12 protein-coding genes are annotated in these 9,843 nt (G+C 44.6%); 11 read left to right on the forward strand and 1 reads right to left on the reverse strand.

What is annotated here, in order from left to right; all coding sequences use genetic code 11:
- Nucleotides 1-297: DUF6599 family protein (locus V3S16_RS00520; protein ID WP_413882717.1), on the reverse strand; the 297-nt coding region annotated here is incomplete at its 3' end.
- Between the two features lie 318 nt (nucleotides 298-615).
- Between V3S16_RS00520 and V3S16_RS00525 the strand changes: the two genes are divergently transcribed.
- The 11 genes from V3S16_RS00525 to V3S16_RS00575 all read left to right on the forward strand — a co-directional run bounded on the left by V3S16_RS00525 (nucleotide 616) and on the right by V3S16_RS00575 (nucleotide 9,549).
- Nucleotides 616-2,043, forward strand: coding sequence for a YeeE/YedE family protein (locus V3S16_RS00525; protein ID WP_413882718.1), 1,428 nt, complete (start codon nucleotides 616-618; stop codon nucleotides 2,041-2,043).
- 28 nt (nucleotides 2,044-2,071) lie between these two features.
- Nucleotides 2,072-2,323, forward strand: coding sequence for a sulfurtransferase TusA family protein (locus V3S16_RS00530; RefSeq protein WP_413882719.1), 252 nt, complete (start codon nucleotides 2,072-2,074; stop codon nucleotides 2,321-2,323).
- A gap of 38 nt (nucleotides 2,324-2,361) precedes the next feature.
- Nucleotides 2,362-2,613 carry a hypothetical protein gene (locus V3S16_RS00535; protein ID WP_413882720.1) on the forward strand — a complete coding sequence of 84 codons (252 nt, stop codon included), beginning with the start codon at nucleotides 2,362-2,364 and terminating at the stop codon, nucleotides 2,611-2,613.
- A gap of 247 nt (nucleotides 2,614-2,860) precedes the next feature.
- On the forward strand, nucleotides 2,861-3,430 hold the full coding sequence (locus V3S16_RS00540; protein ID WP_413882721.1) for a rhodanese-like domain-containing protein: 570 nt from the start codon (nucleotides 2,861-2,863) through the stop codon (nucleotides 3,428-3,430).
- A 135-nt stretch (nucleotides 3,431-3,565) separates the two neighbouring features.
- The gene (locus V3S16_RS00545) at nucleotides 3,566-3,853 is read left to right on the forward strand and encodes a hypothetical protein (protein ID WP_413882722.1); all 288 of its coding nucleotides are present in this window, start codon (nucleotides 3,566-3,568) and stop codon (nucleotides 3,851-3,853) included.
- A gap of 12 nt (nucleotides 3,854-3,865) precedes the next feature.
- The gene (locus tag V3S16_RS00550; RefSeq protein ID WP_413882723.1) at nucleotides 3,866-4,039 is read left to right on the forward strand and encodes a hypothetical protein; all 174 of its coding nucleotides are present in this window, start codon (nucleotides 3,866-3,868) and stop codon (nucleotides 4,037-4,039) included.
- A 144-nt stretch (nucleotides 4,040-4,183) separates the two neighbouring features.
- Nucleotides 4,184-4,489 carry a hypothetical protein gene (locus tag V3S16_RS00555; RefSeq protein ID WP_413882724.1) on the forward strand — a complete coding sequence of 102 codons (306 nt, stop codon included), beginning with the start codon at nucleotides 4,184-4,186 and terminating at the stop codon, nucleotides 4,487-4,489.
- A gap of 95 nt (nucleotides 4,490-4,584) precedes the next feature.
- Nucleotides 4,585-6,003: an FAD-dependent oxidoreductase gene (locus V3S16_RS00560; RefSeq protein ID WP_413882725.1), complete on the forward strand. Its 1,419-nt coding sequence runs from the start codon at nucleotides 4,585-4,587 to the stop codon at nucleotides 6,001-6,003.
- Nucleotides 6,000-7,448 carry a B12-binding domain-containing radical SAM protein gene (locus V3S16_RS00565; RefSeq protein WP_413882726.1) on the forward strand — a complete coding sequence of 483 codons (1,449 nt, stop codon included), beginning with the start codon at nucleotides 6,000-6,002 and terminating at the stop codon, nucleotides 7,446-7,448. The genes V3S16_RS00560 and V3S16_RS00565 overlap by 4 nt, the downstream gene beginning before the upstream one ends.
- Nucleotides 7,449-7,471: 23 nt before the next feature.
- Nucleotides 7,472-8,464 carry a glycosyltransferase family 2 protein gene (locus V3S16_RS00570; protein ID WP_413882727.1) on the forward strand — a complete coding sequence of 331 codons (993 nt, stop codon included), beginning with the start codon at nucleotides 7,472-7,474 and terminating at the stop codon, nucleotides 8,462-8,464.
- Nucleotides 8,461-9,549: a radical SAM/SPASM domain-containing protein gene (locus V3S16_RS00575; protein ID WP_413882728.1), complete on the forward strand. Its 1,089-nt coding sequence runs from the start codon at nucleotides 8,461-8,463 to the stop codon at nucleotides 9,547-9,549. The genes V3S16_RS00570 and V3S16_RS00575 overlap by 4 nt, the downstream gene beginning before the upstream one ends.
- The last annotated feature ends 294 nt before the right edge of the window (nucleotides 9,550-9,843 follow it).

Consider the following 9,843-nt stretch of genomic DNA (forward strand, 5'->3'; position numbering starts at 1 on the left):
ATAAATATAAACCTCAAACATTGAATCTGTGTCTTTTGTTTCCGCAAACCACTGGCTTTTTAAGCGCACAAAACCTGCTGATAGATAAAGCCCTGCCTGGCCGTTTATCTTTTCATAAAGATTGTCAGGATCAAATACTTCCGGGGAATTCAACGGTTCAAGACTTGGAGGGGGCGTCACTATGGTTTGGATATGGCCGGATTGAGCATGGACGGTCTTAACAATAATCAAGCAGACGCTAATGGCCGTCAGGATAAGGACCAACAGAACGGAAGGCTCTTTAAAGGTCTCGTACATATTCGGCTACCTCTACAATCACTAAAATTAACTCTTTGTGTAACAGTTTGCCGCAGAGTCGCAGAGAGCGCAAAGGGTTATCTTTTTTTGCTTTCCGCTGACCCCGCAAACTACAGCGGAACAGAGACGCCGGAAAGCAAAAAGATCCATCCCATGCCGATTAGTGCTCTATGAGCTTTAAACAATAGTTTTTTTCGCCCTCCCTGCCCTGTGGAATGCGGAGCCTATTCCTCCGGGGTCAGAGAAAGAAAAATATTCATTGTCTTTGCGTCCTCTGCGACTCTGCGGTGAACTATTACGAAAAAAGGGGCATTTTAATTGAATAATAGAGAGCGAAGAAATCGAACATGGGCCTTTGTAATAGTGGGCTTCTTCATTTTAGTAAGCGTTGGGACTTATTCCCTTAGTGAGTTATATATTTATCTCGTAGCCTATCTTTGGTTCGGTTTTATTTACGGCATGTGTCTTCAGTACGGAAGATTCTGCTTTGCTTCGGCCTTCAGAGACCTCTTTGCTGTCGGGGTTCCAAGAATGGTGGTAGGAATCATGATCGCCACGGTACTTTTCAGTCTGACCGCTTCCTTTGTTACTGCCACCGGCATGAGCACCTTTCATCCGGCTCCATCCAGTATTCATTCTGTTATTGCCGGACTCATCTTCGGGGTCGGGATGGTTTTTGCGGGTGGTTGTGCCTCAGGCTCCCTCTATAAGACCGGAGAAGGTAACGGCGCTGCCGCCATAGTTGTTTTATCAATAAGTATTACCCAGGCGATATTTGCGGATATTGGCGGCTGGGCCGATAAACTTGTCCCTCAATCCTGGACGGAATCAGCCTTAGCTAAAGGGCTGCCTGCGGTCATCACCGCCGATAAGGGCTGGTTGGACCAATATCTCGCAGGCTATGTATGGAACCAGCCGGTTACAACCTTTGCAAAGGTGCTGGGGCTAAAAAACGCCTCTGTCGCCGGGGCCTTTATTGGTAACTTTTTGGTGGGAGTTGTAATACCGGCAATGGCATTACTTTTTGTTGTATATATCTTCTGGGCCAGAAGTGGTTTTTTAAAGAATTGGATAAAGGAAAAAGGCGGCCGGGGTTTTAGAACCGAGCTTATTGGATACTGGACTATGATTATAGCCTCAAAGAGGACGGCTATCGCAGGTTTAATCCTTGGTATTGCTTGTGGCCTGCAAATGTTTGTCTTGCAGGGGTTGCGTCTTAAATTCGGTATCAGGAATGCGGGCGAGATCCTGCTATCCTTGGGACACGGCTTTGGTGTATCCATCAGAGGAACTGTATTTGATCCGGGCTACTGGTATGTTACGACCCAGGAAGCCCAATGGGTAGGCTGGGTATTCAATAAGCTGGGCGCGAACAATATGGATAATATATATTTCGGGCTCACCAATGGCATCCCCAATCCGCTGGTTAACCCGGCGGACTGGATGTCACTGGCCCTTATCGGCGGTGCGGCCGTGATGGCACTTCTGAGCAATGAGTTCAAATTCAAAAAACCTACCTGGGAGCTTTCTGTTTGGGCAACGACGGGCGGCTTTTTAATGGGCATTGGTTCAAGGCTTGGCCTTGGATGCAATGTGGGGGCCTTCTTTGTAAGGGTTGCCAATGGTGATCCTTCGGGGTGGTTGTTTGGAATAGGCATGATCGGCGGTGCTTTTATCGGCGTTAAATTCTTTGCCTGGTGGACCGAGAGAAAGATGGCCAAGGAGATGGAAGCTTTTGGCTTTTAATAAATCTGAATAAAGGAGGTGTTTGCTTATGGCAGTAACGTTTGAAAAAAAAGGAGAAAACTCTTACCTGTTGGATGTAACCGGCTATGTCTGCCCTCATCCACAGCTATACACAAAAAAGGCTCTCCAAAAGATGAAGGAAAACGATATTCTTGAAATAATATTCGACAATCCATCATCCGGCGAATCTATCAGTGCCATGTGTGATAGAAACGGGGATGAGATTTTAGAAAAAAACCATGACAACGGAGTCTTTAATTTTACCATCAAAAAGACATAACGCCTATATCTGTCTATAGCAAGGAGGTTTCGATAAAAATGAAAAGCAGTCTCTGGGTGGTGATTGTTGTTGTAGCGTTATTTACAGGGTTTTTGATCGGTTATAGTGTTTCGTCTTACACCGGTTTTCAAAAAATTGGGCAAGGTTTATCAGGAGGAACTGAAGCCGGTGGCTACGGTGGAGAGACCGGCGGATACGGAGCAGATACGGGTGGCTATGGAACAGAAACTGTTGAGAGCATAGCAGATGCAGAGAGCTACGGAGAAAGATCAGGTTTCTATGGAGAATAAAATCGTGTTACGATTTTATGAAACGCGGCTACGCCGCTCTGTTTGGCGAAAGGTTTATCCGCCTCAGGCGGGCTAAAATTCCTATCCCCATTTGAATTCATCCCGCGCTGCAAGCAGCGGGGAATTCAAATTTAAATATCTATCAAAAAAACTGTTCGGTCGAAAGGAGGTGGTTATTAAGAATTTTCTCTGATCAATATGTCAGCGCACATTTATTTAATTTTATCAAATATTTAAGGAGGAAATAATGAAACAAAAAACATTGATTTTAACATTGATTATAGTATTTGCTTTTAGTGCCCTTGCTGCCGCACAAGAAGTATACCCGATAAAAGGAAAACACAAGGGCGGAGATGTGACTCCCATCGAGGCATACAAGATGCTGAAGAATGACCCGGAACACACTTTTTTGGTGGATGTAAGAACTCGCTACGAATATCAGGATATTGGCCATCCTGTCGGAGCCTACCTTATCCCCTGGAAATTTTATACAACCAAGGCGGGTAGCAGGGGCTACGGCAAGGTTTTGAATAAAAACTTCGGCAAAGACCTTTTGGCCCGTTTTAATCCCGCGACCGACACCTTGTTGTTGTTGTGCCGAAGTGCAAAAAGGACTATCGCCGCAAGTACCGCCGCAGTTGATGCCGGGTTTAAAGAAGATAAGGTGTTTAATATCTTAGGTGGCTTTGAAGGCGATAAAGTAAAAGATAAAATAAGTCCCTTTGCCGGGAAGCGTATGATGGGTGGCTGGCGTATTGAGAATTTACCGTGGACCTATAAGATGGACCCCAAACTGATATATCAGCCTGACTTATAAAAATGACGCCCTAATGATTTCAAAATTCTAAGAAATTCCGTCTATTTTTTAATTCGCGCGTTAACCCCGCAATCCCGCTAAAAGCTGGGCGGGGTTAACGCTGCTGCAATTCATTAAAAGGAGGTGGAAGAAAAGATGCGGAAGATGGCATTGCTCATCAATGATGTGGATCAGCAGTATGAAGGGTTACGTTCCAGCCTGGGATTGCTGCTTTCCAATGCGCAGGTGCAGATGTACGTCCTCCATCACGAAATCGCCAATATGGACGAGACCTATCGTGAAAACTTAGAGCTTTTTGAAGAAATGGAAGGCGACTGTTTTTCCAACAACCAGGCCAACGTGGAAAAATACGGATTTAAACATACAACCATCGGGGAGATGGCAGCCAGGCTCAGGGAGGTTGACATCATCATCCCCTTTTAGAGGGCAAAAATTATGAGAGTACTTCATGTTCTGCGGACAGAGCCTGACGATACTGTGGAGACATGTATGGAAGCCATTTCCGTGGAAGAGGTAGTTAACGTAACGGCCCTATACAAGGATGACATTGACTGGTCCGGGCTGGTGGATGATATTTTTTCACACGACAAAGTAATCTGCTGGTGGTAAATCATTCCGCATAACACTTCCCGCTGTTCTTGTAACCGTTCACAGGCTCAGAGGTTAAGCCTGCGGCACCGGTGCAGCAGTGCTTACCAGCAATAGCGGTCCGATTTTTGGGGACCGGAAATAAAATAAATCGGAGTAAAATCTATGGCTGAAATATTAGGCATTCTAGTAAGTTCGGATAAGCATCTCGATTATGTAAACAAATTGACCAATGCCGCCCACGAAAAAGGCAAAGATGTTCTTATCTTTTTCACCGGCAAAGGGGTTCTCCTCACCCAGTCTCCAGAATTTACTCAACTTGCCGGCAAGGCAAAAATGTCGCTGTGTGACGTGAGCTTCCGGGCCCTGGGCCTGGAGGGAGAGGTACCCGGACTTGGCCCTAAGGACTTTGCCACGCAGGAAAATCATGTAGCGATGATAGAAAAGAGTGACGGTTACGTTGTTTTTTAACTCATTGATATTACAATATCTTAATTCTCTAAATTTCTACCTGATTTTAAAAACCATAGCTGGATTTCATAGTTAAAAAACCGGGAAGGAAAAACTTGACCAGGCCAATAAACGAAATTCTAATATTAGGCGGCGGGCTTGCAGGGCTTGCCGCCGGCTATAGCTTAAGCAAAGCAGGGCTCGGCGTTAAAGTTTTCGAAAAAGATGCCACGGTTGGAGGGCTTGCAAGAACAGTTGTTCATAGCGAATTCCGGTTTGATTTAGGAGGTCACAGGTTTTTCACAAAGAACAAAAAGATCGAGAATTTTTTGATAGACCTGATGGAGGGAGAATTACTAATAGTGCCCCGTAAAAGTAAAATCCTCCTCCGAAACAAATACTTTGATTATCCTCTTAAGCCGTTAAATGCTATTTTTGGGATCGGCATTCCTATGACGTTAAAAGTCCTCTTCGACTACGCTTTTGAGCGCATCAAAAGCCGATACAAGATGCCTGATATGGTCTCCGTTGAGGATTGGCTGGTGAACCGTTTCGGCCGCACCATGTTCAATATCTATTTCAAGGAGTACAGTGAGAAGGTGTGGGGAATAGAATGCCACCGGATAAGCATGGAATGGGCGGCACAGCGCATTAAAGGTCTTTCCTTAGGTACTGCCATTAGAAATGCCTTCTCTCGGTTTAATGGGAACAAGATTGCCACCCTGGCCGATAAATTCATCTATCCTTCCAAGGGGATTGGAAGAATTTCGGAAAGGCTTAAAAGCGAAATAAACGAAAGAAATAGTGTTCTACTCAACGTTAGGATTGAGCGGCTTTGCCACGACAACTTACAGATAGAAGCCGCCGTGGCTCGTAATGGCTATCATTCCATCCCTTTTGAAGGATCGGAAGTAATATCCAGCATTCCGATAAACGACTTGGTACAGATGCTCGATCCTAAGCCACCGGATGATATTCTCAGGGCCGCTGCCAAATTAAAATTCAGAGATATGGTGATCGTAGCGATTATGTTGAACCGTGAAAAGGTCACTAACCAAAATTGGATCTATATCCCTGAGCAAGAGATACCTTTTGGCAGGGTTCATGAGCCCACCAACTGGAGTCCTAAGATGGCCCCGAAAGGTAAGACACTCCTTGTTATGGAATATTTTTGCTTCAGTGGCGACGAAACCTGGTGCGCCGGCGACGAGGAACTGGCAGATAACACGATTCGGAATTTGGAGAAGTTAAAATTCATTAAAAGGGAGGAAGTTATAGACCATGTTGTAATAAGGGTACCCAAAGCATATCCGCTGTTTGAAGTGGGATACAGAGAGCATTATGATAAAATATGTGTCTATTTGAGCAAATTTAAAAATTTGCACATTACCGGTAGAGGAGGAATGTTTAAATATCACAATATGGACCAGGCCATAGCGTCCGGTATAGAAGCAGCCGAAAAGATAATAAAAAGAAACTCTGATTTTTGTGCAGATGGTACCAAGGCGCGGGTCTTTGCAGGTGTTAGCGCATGAGATGTGCTTTGGTTATACCTTCATGGGTGCCCGGAGATATTTTCCCTTCTAAAACTGCCGGTTCGCAGATCAATTATTGGCAGCCCCTGGGAACACTATATGTAGCTTCGAACCTTTTAAAGGCCGGACATGATGTGCGGTTTTTTAATGGTGCCTTTATGGCCCATGAAGCCATTTTGAATGAAATCAAGAAATTTGAACCGGGCTTTGTTGGCATCTATTCGACCGCCTTTGGCTGGCAGAAGGCCCAAGAGACTGCCATCAATATCAAAAGGATTGACAAGAATATATTTACATGTATCGGTGGCCCCTATCCCATCGCTGTGCAGGAGTATTGTTTGAGTAGTGGCGGCGAAAGCGTTGATGCAGTGGTTACAGGTGAGGGTGAGTTGACGGTGGTTGAGATGCTGGACCGGCTTAAGATGGGTAAAAGCCTAAAGGATGTACAGGGTGTCATCTACAGAGAGAATAATAGGATAATTAAAAATCCGCCGAGGCCTTTAATTACGAATCTAGATGCTCTTGTTTTCCCGAACAGAGAGCTTTTAGGTGAGGTGAATCGATATATTCCTCCACCGGCTATGTACAAAAGAAAACCTGTTGCTGTTATAATGACATCGAGGGGTTGTAATCGGAAGTGTATCTTTTGCTTTCAGATGGACCAAGAAAGGCAGAGCGGAATTCGCTATCGCAGCATAAAAAATGTTCTGGATGAAATAGAACTCTGTCTTAAACAAGGCTTTAGAGAAATAAAATTTATAGATGATACCTTTGCGGAAGATTATGATCGAGCCATGCAGTTGGCCATAAAAATGCAGGAAAGGCGCCTTGATTTTACCTGGTTTGCATCAGCCTGCGTCGATCAGGTTGATGAAGCCTTGTTGAAAGCCTTCAAGGATGCGGGCTGCTGGGCGATCCTTTTTGGAGCAGAAAGTGGGGTTCAGAAGAACCTTAATGCAATCAGAAAAGGGACAACCCTTGAACAGATACGAAAAGCCGTAAGAATCGCAAAAGATGTTGGAATCAAAGTGCAGACTTCCTACATGTTTGGGATCCCGGGGGAGACCTTTGAAGAAGGGCTGAAAACGATTGATTTCGCCTGTGAGCTTAATCCGGATATGGCGAGCTTTCATGCCATTACACCATTTCCGGGGACATACCTTTACGATAATTACGAAAAGTACGGGACCATCTCTGACGAACTAACCGACTTTACCTATCAGGGTGCAGCCTTTGTCCCCTACACCATGACGCGCGAAGAGGTTATCAAACTGCGCCGGATAGCCTTCAAAAAATTCTATTCGAGGCCTTGCTTTCTACTAAAAAAACTGTTTGAACTCAAAAATCTGAATGACTTGAAGCTAGCCCTCAGAAGTATAAAGAGCCTGTTTTGGATATGGGTAAAAAAGGACCTTTTCAAAGTACGGAGACAGAGCACCACGTGAACAAGGAAAGGTTTATCTCCGTAGTGATACCAAACCATAACGGCGCAGACACGATAGCTAAATGTCTTGAAGCCGTCTTTTCCTCTGATTACAATCGTTTTGAGGCCGTTGTAGTTGACGATTTTTCCACTGATTCTTCTGTGGAAATCATTAAGAGATTTCCATGCAAGCTCCTCAGATTGGAAGGTCACGAGGGTGTGTCAAAGGCAAGGAATAAAGGTGCCGGAGCAAGTTCCGGCGAACTCCTTTTTTTTACGGATAACGACTGCCTGCTGCAAAAAGATGCCCTGGCCCTGGCCAACCAAACCTATAATGAACACAACGGCTATATCATCGGCGGAACCTACACCCGCTTACCTTATGACCAGAATTTCTTCAGCCTCTTTCAGTCCGTATTCATCAACTATTTCGAAACAAAAAAGAAAGTGCCCGATTACATCGCCGCCCATGCCATGATCATCGATGCTGATCTTTTCAGAAAATCCGGCGGATTTGTAGAAGACTCTTTTATGGGCGTCGCTGCATGTGTGGAGGACGTGGAATTCATTCACCGGCTTTGCCGGGCCGGTTATAAGTCTCATATGAACCCAGAGATCTTGGTACGGCACATCTTCAACTTTTCTTTCCTCAAATCGCTGAACAACGCCGTGAAAAAATCGCGATACTGGACCCTGTATTCAATTCTTAACAAAGACCTTTGGGCGGATTCCGGGACAGCCTCGGCAGAGCTTAAGATCAACGTTGGCATATTTATTGTTAACACGTGTTTGTTTCTATTGTATTGGCTTACAGGGACGGCATGGGTCATGACAATTATCCCCTTTCTTTTTCTATTTAATCTTTATGTCAACAAAGGTCTTTTTGATGCTTTTTTCAAAACAAAAGGTTTGACCTTTTTAATCTTGGCGGTGTGTTATTATACGATGGTCTATCCCTTGGCAGTGGGGGGCGGAGCTCTCCTCGGCGCCATCCAATACCTGTGGGCCTTTAAAGTGTTACGGAAGTACGAGTCATGAACTCCCCCTTTGCATATATTGGCTATATTTTCCGGAAAAAGAAGCCCATCCAACTGACATTTTTTGTGACCCGAAAGTGCAACGCCAAGTGCCCATTTTGTTTTTATCTCAGGGATAGACGTGAAACGGCGCACGACTTTCCTGAGCTTACCATAGACGAAATTGAACGGATCTCCCGCTCCATGGGCAACCTTTTGTGGGTACTCTTTTCCGGTGGTGAAATTTACCTTAGAAAGGACCTTGTTGAGACCAGCATCACATTCTATAAGAACAACAAACCCGCCATCCTTACCTATCCGACCAATGGTTTGCTGCCTGAAGTTATTAAAGAAAAAACAGAAGATATCCTCAAGCACTGCCGAAAGAGCGTTGTGGTAGTAAAGCTTTCCTTAGATGGACTGGGTGACGCGCATGATGCTTTGCGAAAGATGCCGGGCAACTTTGAAAAGCTTATGCAGACTTACGAAGCACTCGCTGGTCTGCTCGATAAATACTCAAACTTGGAGATCGGCGTCAACACCCTGTTTTGCTCTGAAAATCAATACAAGATGAATGGTAGTAAGGGAATCATCGAGTTTGTTCGCAGCTTAAATAAAGTTCGAACTCATACGATCTCTATGGTTCGCGGCAAGTTGAAAGAGGAGCATTACAAAAAGATAGATTTGAGCCAATACGGTAAAACAATTCGAACCTTAGAGAAAAACCTAAAGAAACCCCGTGCGCGTGTTTACCGCTTTAAGGGGGGACGCTTCAAAGCTGTCCAGGATAATTTACAACGCCGGCTTATTTACCAAACCATGTCCCGCAAGCGAAGGTTAATACCCTGTTATGCAGGACGATTGAATCTCGTTTTGACGGAAACAGGCGATCTCTATCCATGCGAATTGTCTCATCAAAAAATCGGAAATGTCCGAGATTTTGATTACGACGTGAAAAAAATACTGCAATCGGCACGTGCCAAAAAGGTTATTGAGGCCATCAAAGTTGAGGCATGCTACTGCACGCATGAATGCTATTTTACAACAAATATTTTGTTCAACGCGAAGATGTATCCCAGACTGCTTAGAGAATGTCTGAAGCTTTAGCTACATCCCTTAAAGTAAAGAATCCTGGCTCTCCGAGGCGTAGGCTCTACCCTCCGGCCTGTAGGCCCTACGGGCTGGAAGCGGAGCCGGAGGCCCATAGGACCAGGCTTTGGTTTCTACCCCATAGGGGTGCACCTATCTCAAATGGAGTAAATTAAATTCCAAATATCAAATATCAAATATCAAACAAATAACAATGACCAAAAGGGGAAATCCCAAATAACAAAATACAAATAACAAATAAATTCCAATGACCGAAAAAACAAATAACAAACAAAAGAATAAAAAAAATAG

This window comes from Candidatus Desulfatibia sp., assembly GCF_036446775.1.
GTDB lineage: Bacteria > Desulfobacterota > Desulfobacteria > Desulfobacterales > UBA11574 > Desulfatibia_A.